Below are 25,779 nucleotides of genomic sequence, written 5' to 3' on the forward strand. Positions count from 1 at the left end.
ATGTCAGATAAAGAGCAAAAACTGTTCACCGATTTTGCACCCATCACCACAGAGGAGTGGGAAGCAAAAATTAATGCCGACTTAAAAGGCAAAGACTACGAACGTGCATTGGTTTGGAAAACTTACGAAGGATTCAATGTGCGTCCGTATTACCGTCAGGAAAACCTTGCAGGAAAAGACTACCTGGAGAGTTTACCGGGAGAATTTCCGTATGTGCGGGGAAACAATAAAACCAACAACGATTGGTTCATTCGTCAAAACATTTTTGTTACCGATTTTGAAGAAGCAAACAAAAAAGCGCTGGAAGTGCTTGGAAAAGGCATTACCTCGCTTGGATTCCTTTTCAGCGATTGTGGTTCGGTTACCAAAGAAAGCCTGGGAGTGTTGCTAAAAGACATTTGTCTGGAAGCAGCCGAAGTAAACCTGGTTTGTTCTTGCGATAATAACAATTGTGCTGAAACTTTTGCAGCTTATGTGGCAGAAGGAAAATGGGATAACGATAATGTGATTGCTTCGGCATCGCTCGACCCAATCGGAACTTTTGTTTTAAAAGGAAAACTGGAAGAAGATGCAGTAAAAAAACTTGTTCCGTCTGTTGAGGCTGCAAAAGCTGTTAAAAATTTCCGCGTAATTGGCGTTCACGGAAAATTCTTCGCAAACAGCGGGTCATCAATCGCTCAGGAGTTGGCGTTTTCACTGGCTCAAGGGGCTGAGTACTTAACACAATTAACCGAAGCCGGTGTTAGTGTTGACGATGCAGCCAAAGCAATTAAATTCAACATGGGTATCAGCAACAACTATTTTATGGAAATAGCCAAGTTGCGTGCCGGCCGACTTTTATGGTCGAAAATTGTTGAAGCTTACGGACCGGAATGCAAATGTTCGGCAAAAATGATCGTTCACAGCGAAACCAACCGTTTTAACAAAACCGTTTACGATCCGTATGTAAACATGTTGCGTACTCAAACCGAAGCAATGTCGGCCACCTTAGGTGGCGCACACTCGGTTACCGTACTTCCTTTTAACGCTATTTACGAAGAAACTACTCCGTTCTCGGAGCGTATCGCACGTAACCAGCAGATCCTGTTAAAAGAAGAATCGCACTTTGATAAGATTGCCGATCCTTCAGCAGGTTCGTACTACATTGAAACACTTACTGAATCCTTGGCCGATCAGGCATGGGAGCTTTTCCTTGCTGTTCAGGACTTGGGTGGTTTTATTGCTGCTTTTAAAGAAGGATTTATTCAGGCTGAGGTTAAAGCAATGGCTGCTGACCGTGATAAAAAAATCGCTCAGCGTCGTGAAAACCTGTTAGGAACTAACCAGTTCCCTAATTTCACTGAAGAGATGAAAGCTGATTTCGATGGATCGTTGTTTGAGGCTGTTGACTTAACTGCAGAAGGAGCTGAAGTGGAAACACTAAAACCTTACCGCGGTGCTCAACCATTTGAAACATTGCGCTACACTACAGATATGTACGCGCGCGAAAACAAACGCCCATTGGCATTTATGCTTACCATGGGTAATCTAGCTTTCCGCAAAGCACGTGCACAATTCAGCTGTAATTTCTTTGCAGTTGCCGGTTTCGACGTACAAGACAATAACGGATTTACAACAGTTGAAGAAGGTGTTGCCGCAGCAAAAGCAGCAGGCGCCGACATTGTTGTAGTTTGTAGTTCGGATGATGAGTATGCTGAGATTGTTCCTGCAGTAGCTGAGCAATTGGGTGAAGAAATTCTGGTTGTTGCCGGAGCTCCTGCTTGTGCAGACGAGTTGAAAGCAAAAGGTATCACCAATTTCATTCATGTTAAAAGCAATATACTTGAAGAGTTAAAAGCATATCAATCAAAATTGGGAATTTAAACACAAAGTCACGAAGACTCAAAGAAAACTTAGCGTCTTTGCGCCTTTGCGGTTAAAACAAAAAAATTATGAAACCGAATTTTAAAGATATAAACATAAAAGCAGCTACCGAGCAGGCGAAAGCATCTGACTGGGCTGCAAAAAATAACATCAAAAAAGACTGGTTAACACCGGAGCAGATTCCTGTAAAACCGGTTTACACCAAAGAAGACCTTGAAGGAATGGAGCACCTGAACTATGCAGCAGGTTTGGCACCTTACCTTCGCGGACCATACTCGGCAATGTACGCTATGCGTCCATGGACCATCCGTCAGTACGCTGGGTTCTCTACAGCCGAAGAATCAAACGCCTTCTACCGTCGTAACCTTGCGGCAGGTCAGAAAGGTTTGTCTGTGGCATTCGACCTTGCTACACACCGCGGATACGACTCTGATCACGAACGGGTGATTGGTGACGTTGGTAAAGCTGGTGTGGCAATCGACTCAATCCTGGATATGAAAATCCTTTTCGATCAGATTCCTTTGGATAAAATGTCGGTATCGATGACCATGAACGGCGCTGTTCTTCCTGTATTGGCATTTTACATTGTTACAGGTTTGGAACAAGGCGCTACTTTAGATCAACTTTCAGGAACAATTCAGAACGATATTCTGAAAGAATTTATGGTGCGTAACACTTACATTTACCCACCTGAGTTCTCGATGAAGATTATTGCCGACATTTTTGAGTACACTTCTCAAAACATGCCGAAATTCAACTCCATCTCAATTTCGGGTTACCACATGCAGGAAGCAGGTGCAACTGCCGACATTGAAATGGCTTACACCCTTGCCGACGGTTTGGATTACTTACGCACAGGTGTAAAAGCCGGTTTGGATATCGATGCTTTTGCTCCACGTTTGTCGTTCTTTTGGGCAATTGGCATGAACCACTTTATGGAGATTGCAAAAATGCGTGCTGCTCGTATGATTTGGGCAAAACTGGTTAAACAATTTAACCCGAAAAACCCAAAATCAATGGCATTGCGTACACACTCGCAAACTTCGGGTTGGTCGTTAACCGAGCAGGATCCATTCAACAACGTTGGTCGTACTGCAATTGAGGCAATGGCTTCAACATTGGGCGGAACTCAAAGTTTGCACACCAACGCACTTGACGAAGCGATTGCATTACCAACCGACTTCTCTGCACGTATTGCGCGTAACACGCAGTTGTACATCCAGCAGGAAACTGAAATTTGTCGTTCTGCCGATCCATGGGCAGGTTCGTACTATGTGGAAGCATTAACACACGAACTGGCACAAAAAGCATGGGCGCTTATCGAAGAGGTTGAAAAACTGGGCGGTATGGCCAAAGCCATTGAAACCGGCGTACCAAAAATGCGTATCGAAGAAGCTGCAGCACGTGCACAGGGACGTATCGACGGTGGGTCACAAACAATTGTAGGTATCAACAAATACCGTTTAGAAAAAGAAGATCCGATCGACATTCTGGATATCGACAACACTGCAGTTCGAAAATCGCAAATCGAAAGATTGGAAAAACTGCGTGCCGAGCGTAACGAAGAAGATGTACAGAAAGCATTGGCAGCAATTACAAAAGCTGCCGAAACTGGCAAAGGTAACTTGTTGGCCTTGTCGGTTGAAGCCGCTAAAAAACGTGCTTCGTTAGGTGAAATTTCAGATGCTTGCGAAAAAATTGCAGGACGTTATAAAGCAGTAATCAGAACTATTGAAGGCGTGTATAAAGCAGAAGCTCAAGACAAGTCTGAATTCCAGGAAGCTCAGGCTTTAGCGAAAAAATTCGCTGAAATGGAAGGTCGTCAGCCACGTATTATGATTGCCAAAATGGGTCAGGACGGACACGACCGTGGTGCAAAAGTTGTTGCAACAGGATATGCCGACCTTGGTTTCGACGTGGACATGGGGCCATTGTTCCAGACTCCGGAAGAAAGTGCTAAACAAGCCGTTGAAAACGACGTGCATGTGGTAGGTGTTTCATCATTGGCTGCAGGTCACAAAACACTGGTTCCTGCTATTATTGAAGAATTGAAAAATCTGGGTCGCGATGATATTATGGTTATCTGTGGTGGTGTAATCCCAGCACAAGATTACCAATACCTGTATGATGCAGGTGCAGTTGCCATTTTTGGTCCTGGTACCAGTGTTGCAGCTGCAGGTAAAAAAATTCTTGAGGTTTTGATTGAAGCTTATAAGGAAGATTAATCAAGGCAAAAGGGTAAAGTTAAAAGTCAAAAAATTGACGAATAGATAAAGAGCCGGTTTCACGATAAGCCGGTTTTTATTTGTCCAAAGAATGTCAGGTCAGGTCTCGTGGTTTCCAAATCGGAATTCGTCAGACTCAATAAGATCTTAATGCCGGTTTTGAAAATAACTGGTTTTTAATTTAGCTTATTAATTTCTGAATTGGTATTTATAGTATTATCCTGCCTTCAATTACTTATAGCTTTTCATGTCATATTTTGTTGTTAAAATCAAATCTTAGAAATTTTAATTATTTAATATTTTCCAGGTTGCAATTTACCAAGCATTGAATATTTAGTATTTCTAACAATGGAGACTGCATGGAAATGCAGAAAAAAATAACTGTAATAAAAAAGTGCGATTCAAAAAGAAACGCACTTTTAACCATTATCTTAAACTTTACATTCATTGAATTACAAAGTTGTGTGAAAATACATCCTCTTCATTGGTAATAACTACTTCATAATTCCCTTTCTTCAAATCTTTTAGATCTACTGCTTTGTTAATAGTAAAACTGTTGCCAAGTTTTGATTCCGTCAATAGTTTTGAATCTTCATAAACATACAATGTTACGTTTTCTTTCTGAAAATTAAGAAACGAGAATTTTAACATGTCATTTTCCTGAACAAAATACGGGTCAACCGATTTTCTAACATCAACTACTTCTACTTTTCCATCAACAATTTCCAATTCCTTTACTACTTTTTCATCATCGATTTTAACTGAATAAAAATACAATCCATCCTCCAATTCTGAAAAATTGTAACGTTTTTTAAACTCATTTACAGGGACTGTAGTTTCTAATGAGTAAAGCTCATCACCATACGCGTTTTTAACATCAATCTCAACCAAACTCATGTCGGCGTTTGAGATTTCCATCACTGCATAATCCACATCATTTTCTAATAAATTAACTTTTAAGTTCCCTGATGCTAAAGCGACATTCGCTAACATCACCAATACTAATAATACTGCAAAATTTTTCATTGTTTTCATTGTTTTTAATTTTAGACGTTTACCATATATAAACCTTAAAAAACATTTTTGTTTACTTTTTCATTTATTTAAATAAACATTTAAACTACAAATTCATATAATACCTATAAATAAGCACCTTTTAGAATATGTTAATTTATGTTAATCTTTGCGATTTGCGATTTTGGGAACATGATTTTACAAAAACTTAAGTTTAATAGTTCACAAAAAACATGCTGGCGGGTTTACTCAACCAACAAATTCATCTAAAAAATTATTAACGAAAAGGGTTGCTGCCTTCAAATGATAGAGGAACGGATTTAAAGAGAAAAAATTGATTGTAGCCTTGTTATGAAAGAATACAGAATTTAAACCACTACCTACAGGTTTTTAAGAACTTCCAGAACATCTCTGGTTTTTGCTCTTCCACCATGTTTTGTGCTAATTTTTGAATATTTAATAATTCCATTATTATCGATGACAAAAGTAGATGGATACGAAATTTCTTTTGGAGCATCCCAGCGTAAACCATATTTGTTAATCATCGAATAATCAGGATCTGTGGTAAAATGAAAATTTTCAGGAAAATCAAAATCAGTAGTGAATTCATCGGCATGTTCATCCAGGTTATTTGCTTTTCCGGGGTATACCATCAATACTGTTGCTCCTGCTTCCGAGAATCCTTCAGCTTCAGCAAGTAAACTACCCACCTGTCGGGAGCAAATAGGACACTGATACTCAGGGAAACCTCTTAAAACAACAAGTACCACCAGATTATCTTCATATAAGTTACTCAACTGTACTTCTCTTCCTTCCATTGTTTTTAAACTAAAATCAATGGCTTCATTTCCAACAGCGAGATGTTCAAAATTCTGTGCCTGCGCTATTCCAAAAATCAAAACCAAAAGAACTACAACAAAACCCTTCATGATCTATCCTATTTTTATTGCTTATATAACAGGTAGTTTCTGCAAAAGTTTTTAAGTCCGCATTTTTTCATAAATTTGATAATAACATTAGCTGGTACCAATAAAACAAAAGTGAATTTTTCAAATCACATTAGTAGTTTTTTGCAACACGGAATACCCGGACTTTTATTCGGACATTACCAATTTCCATTTAAATTTTAAAATTTCAAAATATGAAAGATTATAATCTGGCAGAACTATACACCAATTCCTTTCAAAAAAACTGGAATAATCTCGCGTTTTCCGATTACGAGGGAAAAGATTTTAAATACTCAGAAATTGCAGAAATTATAAAATCGCTCCATTTGTTTTATCAACTTATTGGCATTCAAAAGGGGGATAAAATTGCCGTAGTAGGCAGAAATTCAGCACATTGGGGGGCAACTTTTTTATCGGCAATTTCCGCCGGATTAGTTGTTGTTCCTGTACTCCCCGATTTTAATGAAAGTGATACGAATCATATTATCAATCACTCTGAATCGAAAATTGTTATCGGTGCCGAGTCGCTTTTGGAAAAAGTTGATCTGGAGAAATCTGCTAATCTTCAGGCAATTTTGGTTTTAGAAAACTTTTCTCTTCATCAGGCAAAAGATGAGAATATTCAATACAAACTAAACGATGCTTTCAATTATTACAAAGAAAACAAACTTGAGCCGCAAGGATTTGTTTTTGAAAAGTGGCAGGAGGATGAAATGTGTATAATTTCGTACACCTCGGGCACATCGGGTTTTACAAAGGGAGTGATGATTCCGGAAAGAAGTCTGGTTTCCAATATTATTTATGCGCAAGAACACATTCCTGTTAAAAGAGGCGATAAAATAGTATCTTTTTTACCCATGGCCCATGTTTATGGTTTATTGTTTGAGTTTTTGTTTCCTGCAAGTATCGGATGCCATATTACTTTTTTAAGCAAAATCCCTACTCCTGCAATAATCACGAAAGTATTTGGAATGGTTAAACCTCGTCTGATTTTATCTGTTCCGTTGGTGATCGAAAAAATTTATAAAAAACGATTGCTTCCAACATTACAAAAACCCGTCATTAAGTTTTTACTGGCCATCCCCGGTATATCAAATATTCTACTCAATAAAATTAAAACCAAACTTGAAGAAACATTTGGAGGAAATTTCCTGGAAATTGTTATCGGTGGAGCACCGTTAAGTGCTGATGTTGAAAAATTCTTTAAACGAATTAATTTCCGTTTTACCATCGGATATGGAATGACTGAATGCGGGCCACTTATAAGTTACGATGGCTGGAAAACTTCAATGTCTTCCTCTGCAGGGAAATTGGTTGACAGGATGGAAATCAGGATTGATTCGGAAGATCCCTATAATATAGTAGGAGAGATACAGGTTAAGGGTGAAAATATTATGTTGGGATATTACAAAAATGAAGAAGCAACAAAAGAAACATTTACTGAAGATGGCTGGCTCAAAACCGGCGACCTGGGAATTATAGATAAAAGCAACTACGTATATATCAGGGGACGTTCGAAAAACATGTTATTGGGTCCGTCAGGACAAAATATCTACCCGGAAGAAATTGAAGCCAAAATTTGCAACCAGAATCATGTTGCTGAATGTGTTGTAACAGACAGAGATGGAAAATTAGTTGCTTTGGTTTATCCAGATTTTGAATCGCTGAAACTGGAAAAAATACCGGATACAGAGATTGAAAACATCATGGAGGAAAACAGAAAGAAAGCCAATGCTGAACTGCCAAAATATGAACAGGTAAGCAGCATCGAAATAGTAAAGGAAGAGTTTGAAAAAACACCTAAAAAGAATATTAAACGCTACAAATATGTATAAAAAATTCCCCGGGAGATCAACCCGGGAATTTCTGTAATAATTTATTCTGGATATGTAAACAAGTTATAATTACCTCAATTTCAAACTCCTGTCTTTGGGCGTCATAAATAATTTTATTTATCCAAATGAACATCCATTTGAGGGAATGGAATTGTAATACCGGCTTTATCAAGCGCTACTTTTCCTCCTTCGTAAACATCGAAGTAAACTGCCCAGTAATCCGGAACTTTTGCATAAGGACGAACTACCAGATTAACAGAACTATCTGCCAACTCTGCAACTCCAACAAAAGGAGTAGGATCTTTTAATACTTTTGGATGATTCTTAACAATATTCATCAATACATCTTTGGCTTCTTTAATATTTGAATCATAGGATATTCCAAAGGTCATATCTACCCTTAAAATTCCCTGAGTGGTGTAGTTTACAATGTCATTGTTGGACACAGCAGCATTTGGAATTATAACTGTCTTATTATCAAAAGTTAGCAATACAGTTACAAAAATATGAATTTCCTTAACTGTTCCCTTATGGCCTTGTGACTCAATTAAGTCTCCAATCTTAAAAGGCTTGAACAGCAGTATCATAACACCTCCTGCAAAGTTTGCCAATGTTCCCTGCAATGCCAAACCAATTGCCAAACCGGCGGCACCCAAAACAGCAATAAACGATGTTGTTTCTATACCTATCATACTGGCAATACTTATAAAAAGCATTACTTTTAACAAAATACTTACCAAGGGCCTGAAAAATCCACGCAATGAAACATTAACTTCCCGTTTTTCCATTACCTTGTCAAGTACTTTTACGATGCGGCTGATTATCCAAAGTCCTATGATAAGAACGACAATGGCCATCACTACTTTCATACCGTGGGCCACGATTAATTCGTAAGCCATCTCTAAATAACCTTGCAATTTTTCTTCCATGTTAGTTGTTTTATTTTTTATTTAATTTACTGAAATAGAAACAGTACTGCAACCTTATTGTTTACCATAGTCAGAAATAAACAATATGTTCTCCATTTTTTTTAAATTTGAGATTAGAATTTATCCTTAACCTATGACTGAAAATAACCAAATCACCGGTTCAAATTCAAGATTGTTATCATTGGATTTTTTCCGAGGAATAACAATGTTTTTGCTGGTTGCGGAAGGCACAGCGCTTTGGTCGGTTTTAGTAAAAGAGCCCATAGCCGGAACTTTTCTGGAGCCTTTTTTTCAGCAGTTTCATCATCACCCATGGAACGGATTGAGATTTTGGGATTTAATACAACCATTTTTTATGTTTATTGTAGGTGTTGCCATGCCATTTTCTTATGTTAAAAGATTAAAACGTGGAGATTCGAAAAAGCAAATAACCAGACATATAATTCAACGCTGTATAATTTTGCTGGCCTTTGGAGTAGGTTTGCATTGTGGCTATAACAAAAAACTTGTTTGGGAACTCTGGAATGTACTTTCTCAATTATCAGTTACAATTTTAATTGCCTATTTCCTTATGAGATTCAACTGGACAATTCAAATTGTTGCTTCTTTTGTTCTGCTGATTGTTACGGAAATTGCGTATCGATATTTCCCTGTTGAAGGATTTAATCAGCCATTTGTAAAAGACCAGAATTTTGGAAGTTGGATGGATTTAATTTTGATGGGAAAAATAAACAATGGCGGTGGCTGGGTAGCCATAAATTGTATCCCCACATCAGCTCATACAATCTGGGGAGTTGTTGCTGGTCAGTTATTATTGTCCAACAAACCTCAAATCAATAAATTCAAAATACTTTTGTTATCAGGCTTTATAATTCTTTTTGTCGGATATTTGCTCGACCGAACTTCGATTACTCCAATTATTAAACGTATATCAACCTCATCATTTGTAATGGCATCAGGAGGATGGGCGCTGATAGTACTCGCCTTTAGTTATTGGATTATCGACATAAAAAAAATAAACGGCTTGATTATGCCATTTGTGATTTTTGGCACCAATTCGATATTTATCTATCTCTTTTTCAATACTATTGGAATGCAGTGGCTGAACGACTTTGTTTTTATATTTACAAATGGAATTCTCCTTTGGTTAAATGCATCTGCATTCCTTATTGCAACAATAACATCAATTACCATTTTAGGATTGGAAGGCTACTTGTGTTATTATTTGTACAAAAAAAGAATTTTCTTCAGAATTTAAATCAACAATAAAATAATTCATACATAATTCTAGCGAGGAAATTCTTAAAACTCAATTGTTACAGCAGGAGTTAATATATTATCATAAAAAAGGTAAAAGCAGTTACCAAAAATCACCATTAATAAAAGATATTGACAAAATTGAAGCAGTGAAATAGTAAGTCGGTTATAAAAGATTATTTTGGTCCTGAAATCAGTGAAAGTGAAATTTCAAAAAAAAGGGTGAAGTTGCAAATAAAAAATTTTGGGAAAAGTATTTGCAACACTTTGATTAAATTTCTGCACTGTATAAATGACTTATTATCAAACCAATTACTTCTCAAATCCACAAAAAATCAAATAGTCAAATTAAATCAAAATTGTAACTTTTTTATTAAAATCGTATTTTAAAAGGAAATATTTTGAATTGTTAAAGAAGATTAAATTTCTAATTAACGAAACAAAATTAAAACTACATGCGTAGATTTCTAATACACTTTAACTAACTCCGCAAGTACTTAGTGGATTGATTGGTTATCAGTAAGTGCAGAGTTAAACAAGTAATTAATTGTTTGGTTTTTAAAGGAAAAGCGGTGATTCTTCGCCGCTTTCTTGTTTTTAATAGTTAGACTTCCCACTGTTTTTACAGGTTTGGTGTTAAGTTTTTAGATTCATTATCTTCCTCTTTTAGGTGCTCTTGCAGGTGAAGCATAAGAGTCTGCAGCTGCCGCTTTAGTCTCCAAAAACATTACAGATGAAGCAGTTAATGCTGTAATCCCTATTTTTTTTATCGCCTTTTTTCGACTTATTTTTTTTCTTAATCCTTTTTCTGACTTTTGAAAATCCTTTTTACTCATACTTCTCAACCTATCTCATTAATATCAACTTTTCTGTTTGCTGTCTTCCACTTTGGTCTATTTTTAGAAAGTAAATTCCTGCCGGAAAATATGAAGCATCGATTTTATTTCTTGACAAATCCTCCGCTTTTTTATTTTTCCATAATTTGCCATCTGCACTATACAGGCACAAAGTAGTGGAATTATCAAAAGGTCCATTAATAAAAATCACCTTCTCACTGGTAAAAACTTTAAATGGTTTTTGATTGATTTCAGATTTGACATTTGTTGTACTACTTTTAATAATCAGAAAAAAACGTTCGGCTCCGGTTTCTCCTTCCTCTAAAATTGTATAATAATGACTTTTCCTTGTATTTAAAATAGTACTTTTTTTCTCCTTTCTATCTTCAAAAACTATATCAACAGAACCTGGTATTCCCTCACAATCAGCCATAAATTCGTATTCACCACCCAGCCAACAATCAACTCCAACCGGAATGATTGTTTCGTCCATTGCTGAATTAGGAAGTGCCTGTATTGCAAGTTCATACATATTATCTTCAGGAAGCTTTGTGTAAAGTGCAATATCGGGATTGCCCTTTAACTTACTGATATCATACATTTTATCAAATCCTTTAGTCATGTTGTCACCAAAATAAATTATCGTACTATTTTCAGCTTCAGTTGACCAGATTTTTAATTTTATTTTTGATTGTGGTTTTTCTGTAGATTTCAAAGCTACATTTGAATGAATTTGCATTGAAGGAGTAAATTGAATTGTACCGCCTCCGGTTTTCGATTTGATTACGAATCCTTGTCCTAATGAAATATCCATCGGGGTAACAGCAGAATAAGTATCGTAATCCCAAATGTCTTTATTCCAAACATAAATTCCCGCAAAATCAGGATGTATATTGCCAACATTTGCTTCCAAAAAGCTTCCTGTTCCTGTAGCCTTTAATGATGATGTGTATGGATTACCGATACTGTTCCATCCGTTTGCTGATGGAGCAGTTGAATAAGATATTGATCGGGTGATAGTTCCGGAATGAATTGAAATTCCCTGAAAATAAATCACTCTGTTTCCATCACTTACAGGTAATCTGGACAAGTAAGCATTACCACTGCCAAATTGAGTTGATGTCGCTGAGACCACATCAAAAGGTCCCCAATCTCCATTGATTTCAGAATATGGGGCTATGTCATATGCTCCATCATAAAAACCCAGATTATTACTTGCTGCAAAACTACCTAATTCTTGACCGGATACCGGTGAAGATATTATGTGCCAATCATCACTTGGAACAAATTCTCCTACTTGTACATTTCCCGAAACGATTAAAGATCCACCGTTAATTATTACACTTCCTGTACCTGATGCAGTAGACTCTAAGTTCAAATTTTTTATTGTACCAACGGCCTCGGTAATTACAGGCCAGTTACCACTTGAAACCATATCAGGAATTGTCACTTCATCATTTGAACCGGGGACAACACCATGACTCCAGTTACTCGAATTTTCCCAGTCTGAATCTACTGTACCTTGCCAAACAAAAGCAGGTTTTGAAACAAGAACAGTATAATCATGAATTTGACCATTACTTTTATTTTTCACCCTGGAGCAAGGATTTGTTGAATAACCTTCGTTATCTCCAATAATTCTCATTCTTGTATTTCCCAATGCGATTCCTGACGTTGGCACATTTATTTGAGCATCAGTATATTTTCCATCATTTCCGTTGGAATCAGAAATTGTTCCAATCGGGAATGATTCTCCGGCATCTGTAAAATCCCCATCATGATTCCAATCAAAAAAAACAGAATAATACAAAGTTTCCCATGTATCAGCTTCACCTTGAATCGTTATGCTATAGGTTCCTCCTGTAAATATCATTCCGGGACTTACCGTTGTTGTAAAATCTTCATAACTATTTGTTGAGTTATTAGTATTATTTAAAGTGCTGAACTCAACTCCGGTGATTGTTTTAACGGTATTAAAAGTAAAAGTACAATAACCAGGAGGTATTGAAGTTCCGGTTGCAGTAACAATTTGTGTATTGGCACCACCCCCTGAAACCGTAATTTCCTGACTGTAATCTACGTCAGTTGAGGTAGGTGTAAAACGAACGTAAACATTTATCGTAGCCAAGCCGGAAGAGGAATACGGGATATCAACAAATTTTCCAAATCCACTTCCAGATGATAACGAAACCTCAAAATTTGCAGGTGCATTAACCGTAATATATCCTGGTGCTAAACCCAAATCAATTCCGGTAACGGTGAATATTTGTTCTGACGAAATACCACCATCATCGACAAAACCAAAAGCAAGAACTGAAGGCGATACAATAAGTGAAGCCAAGGGTGTATATTCTATCCATGTATTACCTGCAAATCCTTTTACTTCTCCCCATTTATTAAAATAACCTGAAACACCACTATGCAAACCTATGTCAACTCCTTTCTTGTTTATATTTTCGGTCCCAAACTTTATTACAATTTTATTTGATGTTTCGTAAAAACTTACTTGTACTGTTGCATATCTGTTTGCCTTAAAGTCTATTTCAATATTATTGAATTCCAAAGTTAATATGCGGTTTGGTTCAGCACCTGTAACCAGATATTTGCAAAATCCACCATTATCCCCAACTTTGTTATCGTAAACTGCCAGTGCAAGAATTTGACCTAAACTAATTGAAGTACTGGTTAGATTATAATCACTTGCTGAAGCATCATCTACAGATGCGACACCGTCAAATCTTATAAATCCATTGGTAGTAACACTTAATCGGTTTGCAGTAGTGTAGATATTATCGTAATACTTAAAAGCGAAGGGCCACGTAAAACTACCTTCAACATCATCTCCTGAAACTATAGAAATTCCTGATGTGCAATCAATCCAGTTGTAATTTGTACCAATATTTCCCGTTTGGATTGAATAATTCCATGATGCAATTGGTTGGCTATAAATTTTTGAAGTTACAGAACTGTATAAAAATGTAAAAGAAATAAGAATATAATATTTTAAAAAATATACAGATCGAAATCTCCAAACAAAATTTCTCATAAACAGTTAGTTAGATCAAAAACATTAATTTAATTACATAAGTTTTTGAAACTATGTGCAAATCAATCCAATCCTATTTCATGTTAAAAACATGGAATCAATTAACACACAGTTAACAATAAATTTACACTAATTTTACCTATACAGCTGTAAATCAGCGCTATCGTGCGAATATATTAAAATAATGAAAAAATGAAAAATGAAAAAACAGAATGTGTGGTTTTGGGAACTGCAATCCCAATTCAAGACAAATGTATTATCTTAACTGAGTCTCAAGTATTAATTGCGCTTAAATATTTTATTCCAAATTTTTCAAAAAAATTACTGTTTTACTAAGTATATTTGTTTGATGATTCCTATATGTACATTTAGGAATTAGTTCTGTTATTTCTTGCCTTTTACATCATTAGGCTATTCTACTCCCCATAACCTATTTGGTTCCGACCCCATTTCCAATAATAGTTCACCTCCTTTTAATAGCTCACTGGCCGGAAAAGAAAAAGTATTTAATACTTTTCCATTTAACATTGCGCTTTGCACATATATATTTTTACGTGATACATTTTTGGCTTCAATGGTAAACTTTTCGCCCCTGTTATACTGTTGCCCAAGGTTAATTTCTACCTTTTCAAACAGAGGACTTCCAATCTCATAAACAGGTTGAACACGGCAACCTCCATCGGTTTGAAACAGCCCCAAAGAAACCATTATAAACCAGGCACTCATCTGTCCCTGGTCCTCGTCACCCAAATAAGCATTTGCCAGTCCATATCCATAATAACGGTCAATAATCGAGCGACTCCATTTTTGTGTTAGCCACGGTTTGCCAACCCAGTTAAATAAATATGAAAAATGCATGCTTTGCTGGTTCCCCTGTATTACCGGATAATTCCAGTACTGGTCGTTTTTACCATTGTAGCGTGTTATATCACTTTCGGCAAAGCCCCAGTTTAATCGTTCAATAAAACGTTCTTTGCCAATAGCTTGTGCCAATGCCGGTACATCTTGCGGAACAAAATAAGTAAGCTGCCAGGCATTCCCTTCTACATAATGATGATTTGCACCTGATTTATAAGGATCAAAATCTGTCATCCATTTTCCCCTTGAGTCTTTTAATCGGGCATAGCCACTTTCTCTGTCAATTACATTCTTCCAATAATAACCACGTTTTAGAAATGTTTTGTAATCATTTTCTTTCCCCAATGCCTTGGCAAATTGCGACACCGTCCAATCATCAAAAGAATATTCGAGTGTATTTGAAAAGCGTCCTTTGTCATAGGGTACATATTTGTATTTCAGATAATGCTCCAAATCACGGTTCCCGGCGAATCCACCACCTACATTACTAGCCTTTGTTGTCTGCATTTTTTTACAGGCTTCATATGCCAATTCAACGTCATAGTCGCGAATTCCCATTTGGTAAGCTCCTACAATTAAAGGAATTTCATGCTCTGCAACCATCACTGGAATATATTCCATCCCGGCAGGTCCTTTTGCCAGCCAACCATTGGTTTTATACATTGCCAGTTGTGAGTTTACCCATCGGTTGCTCCATTCAGGGGTTACAAGGTTCCAAAACTGGTTCAGGTTCCAGAAGGTATTCCAAAAAGCATCACAACCCAATGCCGGTGAATCAGGATTCTCCAATTCCTGCAAGTTTTCATCGGGACCGATCCATTGACCGTTAACATCACTAAAAATATTTCGGCTACATAAAGAGCGGTACATATTGTTATAAAAACGCATTTTCTCGCGGGCGTCGTTGCTTTTTATTTTAACCCGTTCCAACAGGTCATTCCATACAGCCACATGGTTTTCCCTTACCGCTTCAAAATCCCATTGAAACGGGTCACTGATTTCGGTGGACAGATTTTCTATCGCATTTTCAATACTTACATACGACAAACCAGTTCGAACCTGTACCACATTATTTTCTTTTGTTTCGAATTCAACAAAAGCACCTGCATCTTCAACAGTTTCCATTTCCAATCTGGTTTTACCTCTCACAATACCGTCCTCTGTCCAGAAGCCTATTTCTTTAATTGGTTGGTCAAACTCGGCAACAAAATGTACAATATAATCCTGGTTTATTCCTCCTGCCCAGGTATTGGGAGAATGGTGCCTGCTGTAACCCACAACCTGATTTTCCCCGATTTTCTCTATTTTAAAGCTTTTAATCATGTAACTGTATTCAGCTGGAATTTTCAAGTCAATCATCACCCGTGAACCTTCCCTGTTTTTTGGAAAAGTATAACGCTGAAATCCACAGCGGGTAGTTGAGGTCAGTTCAGCAGTAATATCATAATCGGTTAAATCTGCTTTGTAATAACCAAGTGGTGCCTCTTCGGTTTCTTTATTTAACCGCGAACGGTATCCTTCATCCGGATTGTACTGGTCTCCCATTTGGATTTGTAGTTCGCCGTTTGTTGGCATAAATCCAAGGCCAGCCATAGTCCACTCGTGAATATGGCTAAATGTTCCAACTGTTTCAAAAATAGGATCGTAACCGGCTTGCCAACCTGCATCCTGGTTATCGGGACTTAGTTTTACCATACTAAAAGGCATCCATGGTCCGGGAGCAATCATCCAACGCGAATGGGCTGTTCCAATTTTTGTATTCACATAACCTGCTGCTGATTGTATTTTTTTGGGCTCCCGTACTATTTTACCCGATTGTATGATTTCACCGTTCAAACTGATTTCGTATTTACTTTTTACTTTTTTCGAAACAGCAGGCATGGGCGCTTCAAAAATATAGCGCCCTTTTTCGATTGTCTCTTCAAAAATTTGATCACCGTCAACCAAAACTTTTAGTTTGGGTAAGCCGTTGATGTGTTCAACATCAACCAACAGTGGCTGAAAATTCCCATACTCAGTTTTTAATTCATATTCAGCTGATTTTACATTTCTCAAAAATACATCCCGGTTATCGCTGAGTTGCACATTTGCCGGCCCCTCTATTCTCACCTGGTCGAATAAAAGCCATGAGCCTTGAATAGTAGTTAGTGATATTTGGTTTCCGCCGGTTTTTAACAAATCAGAAGGAATTGGATGTTCAATTAAATACTCCTGCCCTTCTCCTGAATTATCTTCAAGGGTATTTATCCCGGAGCCTTTTGGTAAATGAAAATTAAACTGTTTTTGGTTCACAGTTATCTTAAAAACAGGAGCCTCCTCTGAGTTGATTTCATACAGGTCGACTACCAGTTTCCACTCTTTGTTTTTTGGCAATTTTTCAATTCCAAAAAGAATATTTAAAGTGTGGGTTCGCCAGCCTGAAGTAGACCATGTTCCACCCCACTGGTCAAGTGGGCCGGGCAGAACATATGGAAAATCCGATTTCTCTTTCGATGCTCCGATCAAATAGAATTTGTCCTCCCATCCAAAATCATTTTCAATAAAATTGGCATAATTATCAGGTGCCAAAGCAAATTCAGCACAACTGTTATCTGCTGCCCCTATTTGCCAGATAACTGTATTTTCAGTCTGACAACCCTGCCAGATTAATCCGGATAATATTAGTAGAAATAAAAATTTGTATTTCATTTTACTTACTGTTTTCGTTTGCCCAGTCATAAAACATTTCAATGGATTTTGCCAAAACTCCTGCTGAACCTTTAAAATCGGAAGAGCCTGCAGGAGTTCCATCAATTTTATACCATTCGTAAAAACCATTGTTTACTACGACACGATTAAACATCGGTTGTGCCAACTCATAAGCCTCTTCAACATAACCGTTAGCAATTAATTGTTGAATCATTCGTCCACCAAACCAGGTCCAATCTCCTCCATTTTGATACTCATATGGTTTTGAAATATTTTCCGCCAACACCTCTTCAGGATAGGGTGGATAAAGTGTTAATCCGATTGAAGGTGCTCCCGATAATTTTACATTCTTTTTCATTTGTTCCAGCACAATTAAAATTTCTTCTTTATTCAGAACTCCTGCTTCAATGGCCACTGCTGTTCCTCCATGAAAGTGAATTTTATTTTCATCAAAAGAATCGGGAAATGGAGAATTTCCATTGATGTATCTGTGTGGAATAAATTTTTTGTTTTGTGAATCCCAAAGATGCATCCTAATTTTATGTAAGGATTCATTAGCCATATGTTCTAAAGCTTCCTTTTCGTCCTGTTTATTTGCTAATTCAGCGAGGTTTTTTAACGCTATCACAAACATTGCATTGTCATAAACATCCATACTCCAATGAGTTAGACTATCAACATCTACAACAGCACCACCCTCAACCTGAACATCTCCCCAGTCAAACGTTGTTGCACCAATTAACAGACCATGAATCGAAGAATATCTTTCTTCGATAAGAAAAACATAAGCTTTGAAAATTCTGTCCCAAACGGTGATTCCGGCAACCTCCTCTTCAAGAATACTTCTGTCACCGGTTTTTTGAATGTACTTATAAATGGCCTGAATTAAAGAAGTTTCCTGGTCGGTTTCCACTGTATTTTTAAAGCCGACATGACCGGGGGCGGTTTTTGAATAATAGGGATTTGGATCATTCCACGTAAAACCTTCCTTCGGGACAAAACCATCTAACAGCTCACCATTTTCCTGCTGAAAATGGAAAAACATCAACAGGTTTTCCCTTATTATATTAGTATCATATTCCTGGCACGAAAGTTCTATAAAGGTATTTAAATCCCGGGCCCATACCATTTGATAACCAGTGCCTGCATAAAATCCCCTTCTCATTAAATTCCTGGCCATACTGTCTACTTTTACCATAGTCTTGTCTGCAAGTATTTTTGCAGCCAGTTTTTTATTGGTTTTTTGCTCCGATGAACAGGCAATCAAAAAAAATACGATGGATATCATAAGAATATTTATTATCCTCATTTCTGAATTTTTATTGTTTTGCTTCTGGCAGTTTGACGACATTTTTTAAATCCATTTTTATAAGCCTTGTTAATCAATTTATTTGACAAAAGCTTTCACTATCATGGCTACATTATCCGATTCATTTATAATTTCATACGAACCTGCGGCTGCCGGAACGACAAAAGTTTCGGCATAATTAAATCGTTGTTTTGCCCCGTTTTTCGTTTCAATTATAATACTTGTACCTTCTACCAAACTAAGTACATGGCATTTGTTTTTTGTTTGAATCTTAACATTGGTATTGACATGAATGCGGTGCACATCGTATAAATGTTTTTTGTGTGTTGGCAAGTGAAAAAGTTCCCATCCATCTCCTCGTTCAATAAGTTTTGGTTTTGAAATCAGGTTCTTTTTTACATATTCTCCTTTTCTTTCAAAACACAGATTTTCCATACCTCTTTCAATATTAATCGGGCGTGGTTTACCATCCAAATCCAAACGAAGCCAATCGTATAATTTAAAAGTAAAAATATAGGGTGTTGAACTGATTTCCAGCACGAGGTTATTGATTCCCGAACCATGAATTGTTCCCGGTGGAATCAGAAATAAATCGTGTTTTTTTGCAGTATGCTTTTGTACATATTTGCCTACTTCCAATTCAGTTTTATTCTGATAACTTTCAGTTAAAGCCTTCCTAAATTCCTTTGGCTCAATATTATCCTGAAAGCCCAAATAAACATCCGCATCGTTCTTTGTATCCAGAATATAATAGGTTTCTTCCTGCGTAAAATCCTCGTTAAAATGCTTTTTTGTGTATGCTTTGTGAGGGTGACACTGAATGGAAAGATTTCCACCATCGAAGGTATCCAGAAAATCAAAACGAATCGGGAATTCCACACCATATTCCTGAAAAGCTTCACCCAAAACATTTTCTGCTTCCTGAAACATCAGCGTATCAAACGACACCTCTGCAACTTTGCCTGAGCTTTCAAAAAGCAAACCATTTTCAGGGACTATCAGCTCGAACGACCAGGCGTAATTTGGGACATTTTTATTTAAACCTTTGATTTTGTCGATGCTCCATTTTCCGCCCCAGGCACCTGGTTCAAACCATGGTCGAACACGAAAAACATTCTCACTGATTTCTTTTAATCCATTTCTTAAATCGTCGCCTTTTAACCAGCTTATTTCATCGGGCCGTTGTTCATCAATAACAATATCTACTTTTGGTAAAAGTTGTTGCTTTTGCTTGTTCATTAATATCCAATCGACAAAATAAAAGCGCTTGTACATGGGTTTTATTTCATCCGGTTTTACAGCACCAATATTTGTAAGCGATTTTGCCCTTGCTCTAAATTGCAATTCATTTTTGGGTAAATCAATATAAACCAAAAAACCTTGAATTCCTGTTAGGCTTGCACCTACTCCATAAATGATGTTTAAATCTGATTTTTTGCTCAGGCTAATCTCTTTCAATTTTTTGATTTGAAAAAAATCAACTAAATCCAAGGTTGTTCGTGTCCCAAAAATAGGATCGTCTCCTCCTAAAAATGGTTCAATTATACTATCAATTTCAGATTCCGGTTTTAAAGTTTTAGCAATATTTATCCAGTTGGTGTTTATTCCTTTTATTCTGAATTCAAATTCTAACTTTTCCCGAATGTTTTCATAAAATACTCCCTGGTATCCATCAATAAGCACTGTTTTGTAATTCGAAAGTTTTGCTGCAAGCTTTTCAAATCCTGTATGAATTTTCCCTTCACCTAATGAGTAAGTTGGGTATAATCCATATTCTCCAACAATTTCTTTTTCCTTTTGAGCCGGCATTAAAAACTGGCTCGAATTTCTCCAATCCGTTTTTATCATTGTTTGTTTTCTTCAGCAAATTTCTCGAACATTAAAATGGCCTTATAAAGTACTCCTGCCGATCCCCGAAAAGTCCCCGAACCTTCAGGTTCATTTTGAACTGTGTACCACTCATAAAATCCATCGTTATCCTTCACTCGTTTTACCATGGGCTGAATATGATCATAAGCCTCTTCCACAAATCCATTTTTGATTAGTTGCTGAATCATACGCCCTCCAAACCAGGTCCAGTCGCCACCATTTTGGTAACCATAAGGATACATACCTTTGTTCTCGAAGGCCCATTCGGGGTATGGGGGATACATCGTCAATCCAATCGAACCCGCTCCCGATGCTTTAACATTCGCTACCATTTTTTCCAGCGATATTTTTATTTGTTCCGATGAAAGCAATCCGGCTTCAATGGCAACGGCTGTCCCGCCATGGTAGTAAATTTCGTTTTCGTTAAAATCATCCGGATAGGGCGAACCATCTAAATAAACATGAGGAATAAACTTGTTGTTTTTATCGTCCCACAAATATTTCATGGTATTTTTTGCAATCTTATTACGAACAGGTTCCCATTTTTCTTTTGTTGCAGGAATTATTTCCATCATATTGTCAAGAGCAATTATAAGCATTGCATTGTCGTAAATATCCAAACAGAATTTACTGTCATCCGTTATAAAAACTCCCCATGGATGACTATGCTGAACATCGCCCCAGTCAGCCGTGGTAGCTCCCCAAATCAAACCATATTCTTCACTCCAACGATGGTTTAATAAAAATTCCATCGACCATTCCATTCTTTCAGCAACAGTTTTATCTCCTATATCTTCTCCCAGAAATTCTGTATCTCCGGTCTTTTTTACATACTTGTAAACCGCCTGAACCAATGATGTTTCATGATCTGTTTCAACTGTATTTTTATGCCCTGCATAGTTTGGTTCCAGGTCGGTAAAAATATATTGGTATCCACCCTCGGATTGTTTTGCTTTTTCCCTGGGAATAAAACCATCTATTATATTACCGTCTTCTCTTTGCAAACGAAAGAATACACGCAGGTTTTCCTTTAGAGTTTCTTTGGGATAAACTTCTGCTGATAATTCAATAAAAGTATTGTAATCCCGAATCCAAACCTCACCATAACCATCGCCCGCATTAAAACCCGTTTTAACAATTTCCAATGCTTTGGTTTTGGTGAATGCAAAATATTCGTTGGCTTTGATTTGGTCTTTTAAGTCGGGTGATTGTTCCTTTTTGGGAGTTTTGTTTGTGCAGGCTGCCAAATATAGAATGATGATTAATAATGTTGTTAGTTTCATCTTATTATTATTTTCAATGTTATAATTTATGGTGTCATTTCGACGAGTTGGCGAGGAGAAATCTGTTTCTATAATGTATCATAAATTCTTTCATTCAGAAATTCTAAATTAGGATTGAATTCTTTTATCAGCTTTTCCTTTTTCTCTCGTCTCCATTTTTTTATTTGTTTTTCTCTTTTTATTGCATCTTCTATGTCTTGAAAATGTTCATAATAAATTAAGAAGTTGCAATTATATTTCTGAGTGAATCCCGGTATTAAGCTGTACTCATGCTCATAAGTCCTTCTTCGTAAATCGTTGGTAACTCCAATATAGAGAACTGTTTTATTTTTGATAGTTACGATATACACGAAGTAATTATGGTCTCTCATCCTAATAATGTTGAAGATTTCTCAGTCGTTCCTTCTTCGAAATGACAATACATCATTAAATCTAATGGTCACTCATTGAAGGAGGAGGAGTTTCTACTCCCCAGTTCTTATTGGGTGCTGCACCCATCGTAAATTTTAATGTTCCTCCTTTTAAAAGTTCAGATCGTTTAATCCAGCATAATTCTATGTTGCTTTTGTTGAACTGCACATCCTGAACATATCTATTTTCTGATGAATTATTTTCTGTTTGAATTACCAAAGTTTTTTCAGGACTATTCTCCAACCGAATGGTAACTTTTTTAAACAAAGGACTTCCAAACTGAAAGGTAGGATTAGCATTGGCATGCCCCTGCACATCAAACAAACCAAGTGCATTCATCACAAACCAGGCACCTAATTGTCCCTGATCTTCATCCTGCCCGTAACCATAGCCATGTAACGACTCCGTTCCATAAAATTCATCACAAATGGTTCGGGTCCATTTTTGTGTTAGCCAGGGTTTGCCCGAATAATTAAACAACCACGATTGATGCAAACAAGGTTGATTTCCCTGATTGTATAAAGTTTGAACTCCCGAGAAACTATCAATCTCTTTACCTCCACCGAATAAAGATTTCCGGCTTTCCTCAAAAGTAGTTTCCAGTCTTTCGTTGAATAAATCCAATCCCATTTTATTAATCAGTCCTGCAGGATCATGGGGAATAAACCATGTAAACTGGTATGCATTTCCTTCCTGAAATCCGTCCCATGCCTTTAGTGGATCAAAATCTTTGATAAACTCACCGTCCGGTAGTTTTGGCCTGATAAATTTTGTTTCCTGATCAAAAATATTCTTCCAATAGTTTGCTTGATTCATCAGCTTCTCAAAATCTTCTTTTTTACCCAATTGTTTCGCCATTTGTGCAACGGCATAGGAACTGAAACAATATTCCAGGGTATGGGATGCTCCGAAATTGAAAGACCAGCCATTTGATATTATCGTATCTTCGTATGGAACGTATCCCAGGTTGATAAAACGATGCATATCGTATTTACCGTTTCCTAAATTTCTACCGCGATACTCAGTCTCATTTTTATGGGCAGCCCGGTAGCCGGTTTCCCAGTCAAAATCCCGAAATCCGCAATTGTATGCTCCTGCTATCAGCAATCCCTGAAAATTGGTTTGTACACCATTGGTATATGCTCCGGCTGCAACTCCGTCATGTAACCATCCTGTTTCTTTATAAAAATCGATATTGGATTGTAGATATTGTTGAAAATAACCGGGATAAACCAGGAACCACAATTGACTTAAATTCCAGAAACCACCCCACATTCCGTCTGTATTAAAGTGATTGTATTTGGGCTTTCCATTTTTATCCAAAGGAATTTGACCTGTTCCATCACCATTTAATTTGTACTGTCCATTCACATCACTTGCCAGGCCCCGACCTAAAAGAGCATGGTAAAGACCGGTATAAAATTTGGTTTTGTTGATCGCATTTTCGTCATCTACCTGAATTCTTCCCAACATCTTATTCCATTTATTTGTAGCCATTTTATGAACTTCATCAAATGTGACATTTGTTGCTTCTGTTTCCAGGTTTAACCTCGCATTTTCAATGCTGCAATAGGACAAACCCACCTGCATTTCGATTACCTCGTTGGCCGAGGTATTGAAATTCAGAAATAGGCCGTTTTTAACTCCTTTGGTTTCAGTGCTGCTCTCTGCAATAATTGACTCCACAAAGGTTCCTACACTTTCAGGAATTTTATTTAGCCTAGCCACAAAATACATTTTTACCCTGTTCCCGGGATCACAGAATTTTACATATTCCGGATTAGTTTCAACATATCCTTCCACCTCACTTTCGTTTACCAATCGTGCATATGCTTTAGTTACATCACTGCTTTCGCCCTGTTTATGGCCAATGTCAAATATTAAACGTGCTTCTTTTGATTCAGGAAAAGTATATCGATGAAAACCGACTCTTTCGGTAGCTGTTATTTCGGTTTTAATTCCATAATCTTTTAAGAAAACGGAATAATAACCCGGCTCAGCGTGTTCGTCCTTTTTGTCGAAACGCGAGCGATAACCATCATCAGGATTTTCCAGTGTACCCGGCACAATTTTAAGATTTCCTGTTGTTGGCATAACCACTACTCCACCAATCTGAAATTCGTGAAAATGGCCAAATCCTTCAATTGAATTATGCCGGTCATCATAACCACCGGGGAGCCAACTGCCAATACTTTCGTAGGCATTGGTGTGCGGAGCCAGTTTGACCATTCCAAAAGGTAATGCTGCAGGGGTATAAAAAAACCAGCGGGCATGCACGGAACCTATTTGCGGATCTACATATTGCACAGCATTATATGTTGGTTGAATATCTGATTCAGGTTGACAAGCTATCACATTCAAAAGTGTAATTGCAAACAAGCCTTTTAAGATTTTATACCCAAATAATTGTCCAATTTTCTTTATTTGAAACTGTATTATCCTTGTCCTCATTGTAATTTATTTTGAACTGTTACATTTTACTGAGTGCGGGAATTATCCTTTTATAAAAATTATTATCTACAAGCGTTGCTGCGCCAATAAACGCGGCAGCTTCTTTTAATTCCGAAACAGAGATTTCCATCTTTAAGCCCCTCTTTTCAAGATACTTGTTAAGGCTATTTCCAAAAAGATGATATGCTCTTGAAATATTCCCACCTATAACAAAGACTTCAATACCAAATTTTTCAATCCATGGATGTAAAAACATTCCCATTTTTATCCCAAAATCATCAAATAAATCTTGTGCTATTTTATTCTTACCTGCTAATTCTGCCAATTGTTTCACCCCCGAAAGTTTTTCTCCGGCAAGCATTTCAAAACGAGATATTAGTCCTCGTGTTGAAAAGTAATCATCAGCAATTCCATTTTCAAAAGGCAAATGCCATAAACATCCGTTTTCGGGAACTTCGTCACCATCAACAACCGGGAGTTCGTTTCTGATAAAAGCGGAACCAAACCCTGTTCCAAGTGTAACCGACAAAGATTGACTGCAATCACTGGCTTTTCCAACCTGGTCTTCCCCGATAGCAAAAGCTGTTGCATCGTTTATAAATCTGATTTTAAAATCGCCGGGTAATTCCAGATAGTTTTTTAACAAATCAGGAACATTAACTCCGTAAATATTTTCGTATTTCCCGTTTTCTCCCGTAAAAAGTGGAATACCTTTGACATAATCAAACGGACCGGGCATGGCAAATCCAATTCCTGAAACTTTATCAAAACCTGCCAGTTCCATGGTTTTTCTGATAGTTCTTCCCCAGGTATTAATTATTTCATCCGGTTGTCCATGATTATCTAAGTCATTTTCAGCATGTGTTTTTTTTAGTAATGTTTTGCTTTCCAGATTGTATGCTACACAACTTACATGGCTCCCGCCAATATCAACACCTATGGCCAGTTTTTTATCCAT

Annotated in this window: 17 protein-coding genes; 5 read left to right on the top strand and 12 right to left on the bottom strand. The window is 37.2% G+C overall.

The window, feature by feature from the left end:
* On the top strand, positions 1-1,863 hold the full coding sequence (locus tag QZ574_RS08385) for a methylmalonyl-CoA mutase family protein (protein WP_297088761.1): 1,863 nt from the start codon (positions 1-3) through the stop codon (positions 1,861-1,863).
* A 68-nt stretch (positions 1,864-1,931) separates the two neighbouring features.
* The gene (gene scpA / locus QZ574_RS08390; protein ID WP_297088763.1) at positions 1,932-4,088 is read left to right on the top strand and encodes a methylmalonyl-CoA mutase; all 2,157 of its coding nucleotides are present in this window, start codon (positions 1,932-1,934) and stop codon (positions 4,086-4,088) included.
* Between the two features lie 444 nt (positions 4,089-4,532).
* Here the strand turns inward: scpA and QZ574_RS08395 are convergent, their stop codons facing one another.
* Together QZ574_RS08395 and QZ574_RS08400 are read right to left on the bottom strand one after the other, a co-directional pair.
* A complete protein-coding gene (locus QZ574_RS08395) occupies positions 4,533-5,123 on the bottom strand; it encodes a hypothetical protein (protein WP_297088765.1) in 591 nt (196 codons plus the stop codon).
* Positions 5,124-5,482: 359 nt separating this feature from the next.
* Positions 5,483-6,031 (bottom strand): peroxiredoxin family protein, encoded by a 549-nt coding sequence (locus QZ574_RS08400; protein ID WP_297088767.1) that lies wholly within the window; start codon positions 6,029-6,031, stop codon positions 5,483-5,485.
* Positions 6,032-6,243: 212 nt separating this feature from the next.
* Between QZ574_RS08400 and QZ574_RS08405 the strand changes: the two genes are divergently transcribed.
* Positions 6,244-7,884, top strand: a complete 1,641-nt coding sequence (locus tag QZ574_RS08405; RefSeq protein ID WP_297088769.1) for an AMP-binding protein — start codon at positions 6,244-6,246, stop codon at positions 7,882-7,884.
* A gap of 113 nt (positions 7,885-7,997) precedes the next feature.
* Here the strand turns inward: QZ574_RS08405 and QZ574_RS08410 are convergent, their stop codons facing one another.
* Entirely contained in the window at positions 7,998-8,813 is an 816-nt protein-coding gene (locus QZ574_RS08410) for a mechanosensitive ion channel domain-containing protein (protein ID WP_297088771.1), read from the bottom strand.
* Positions 8,814-8,946: 133 nt separating this feature from the next.
* Here QZ574_RS08410 and QZ574_RS08415 point away from each other — a divergent pair, with 133 nt between their 5' ends.
* Positions 8,947-10,071, top strand: a complete 1,125-nt coding sequence (locus tag QZ574_RS08415) for a DUF5009 domain-containing protein (RefSeq protein ID WP_297088773.1) — start codon at positions 8,947-8,949, stop codon at positions 10,069-10,071.
* Between the two features lie 652 nt (positions 10,072-10,723).
* Here the strand turns inward: QZ574_RS08415 and QZ574_RS08420 are convergent.
* Together QZ574_RS08420 and QZ574_RS08425 are read right to left on the bottom strand one after the other, a co-directional pair.
* Positions 10,724-10,906 carry a hypothetical protein gene (locus QZ574_RS08420; protein WP_297088775.1) on the bottom strand — a complete coding sequence of 61 codons (183 nt, stop codon included), beginning with the start codon at positions 10,904-10,906 and terminating at the stop codon, positions 10,724-10,726.
* A gap of 10 nt (positions 10,907-10,916) precedes the next feature.
* Positions 10,917-13,952 carry a GEVED domain-containing protein gene (locus QZ574_RS08425; RefSeq protein ID WP_297088776.1) on the bottom strand — a complete coding sequence of 1,012 codons (3,036 nt, stop codon included), beginning with the start codon at positions 13,950-13,952 and terminating at the stop codon, positions 10,917-10,919.
* A 192-nt stretch (positions 13,953-14,144) separates the two neighbouring features.
* Between QZ574_RS08425 and QZ574_RS08430 the strand changes: the two genes are divergently transcribed.
* Entirely contained in the window at positions 14,145-14,288 is a 144-nt protein-coding gene (locus QZ574_RS08430) for a hypothetical protein (RefSeq protein ID WP_297088778.1), read from the top strand.
* 75 nt (positions 14,289-14,363) lie between these two features.
* Here the strand turns inward: QZ574_RS08430 and QZ574_RS08435 are convergent, their stop codons facing one another.
* The 7 genes from QZ574_RS08435 to QZ574_RS08465 form a co-directional block, all read right to left on the bottom strand.
* Positions 14,364-17,498: a GH92 family glycosyl hydrolase gene (locus QZ574_RS08435; protein ID WP_297088780.1), complete on the bottom strand. Its 3,135-nt coding sequence runs from the start codon at positions 17,496-17,498 to the stop codon at positions 14,364-14,366.
* Between the two features lies 1 nt (position 17,499).
* On the bottom strand, positions 17,500-18,807 hold the full coding sequence (locus QZ574_RS08440; RefSeq protein WP_297088783.1) for a hypothetical protein: 1,308 nt from the start codon (positions 18,805-18,807) through the stop codon (positions 17,500-17,502).
* Between the two features lie 78 nt (positions 18,808-18,885).
* On the bottom strand, positions 18,886-20,655 hold the full coding sequence (locus tag QZ574_RS08445; protein ID WP_297088786.1) for a class I mannose-6-phosphate isomerase: 1,770 nt from the start codon (positions 20,653-20,655) through the stop codon (positions 18,886-18,888).
* Positions 20,652-21,959, bottom strand: coding sequence for a hypothetical protein (locus tag QZ574_RS08450; protein WP_297088787.1), 1,308 nt, complete (start codon positions 21,957-21,959; stop codon positions 20,652-20,654). Before QZ574_RS08450 ends, QZ574_RS08445 begins: the two co-directional genes overlap by 4 nt.
* Before the next feature lie 68 nt (positions 21,960-22,027).
* Positions 22,028-22,330 carry a GIY-YIG nuclease family protein gene (locus tag QZ574_RS08455; protein WP_297088789.1) on the bottom strand — a complete coding sequence of 101 codons (303 nt, stop codon included), beginning with the start codon at positions 22,328-22,330 and terminating at the stop codon, positions 22,028-22,030.
* Positions 22,331-22,391: 61 nt separating this feature from the next.
* Positions 22,392-24,821 (bottom strand): GH92 family glycosyl hydrolase, encoded by a 2,430-nt coding sequence (locus QZ574_RS08460; protein WP_297088791.1) that lies wholly within the window; start codon positions 24,819-24,821, stop codon positions 22,392-22,394.
* 19 nt (positions 24,822-24,840) lie between these two features.
* Positions 24,841-25,779 carry an ROK family protein gene (locus QZ574_RS08465; RefSeq protein WP_297088793.1) on the bottom strand — a complete coding sequence of 313 codons (939 nt, stop codon included), beginning with the start codon at positions 25,777-25,779 and terminating at the stop codon, positions 24,841-24,843.

The sequence above is a fragment of the uncultured Draconibacterium sp. genome, assembly GCF_913063105.1.
Taxonomy (GTDB): domain Bacteria; phylum Bacteroidota; class Bacteroidia; order Bacteroidales; family Prolixibacteraceae; genus Draconibacterium.